At 50.4% G+C, this 284-nt stretch carries 1 protein-coding gene; it reads left to right on the forward strand.

From position 1 onward, the window contains the following. The coding region (locus HC176_RS19260) for an HYR-like domain-containing protein (RefSeq protein ID WP_167920576.1) at nucleotides 1–284 on the forward strand (284 nt) is incomplete at both ends.

Consider the following 284-nt stretch of genomic DNA (forward strand, 5'->3'; position numbering starts at 1 on the left):
AACATACACCTACACTTATACGGACTGCGCCAATAATTCAGATACTTGGGCATTTACCTATACCATCGAAACACCAGCCTTTACCATACCAGATGCAGACGGAGAAGCCACGGTGGAATGCATCGCCGATGCCACCGAAACCTTCACCCTGCCAACAGTTACCGATGCCTGTGGTAATACCCTATCGCCTTCTGCGACCGTGGTTACCGAAACCCCGGACCCATTGACCTGTGAAGGCACGAGAACATACACCTACACTTATACGGACTGCGCCAATAATTCAG

The organism is Tamlana crocina (genome assembly GCF_012037625.1).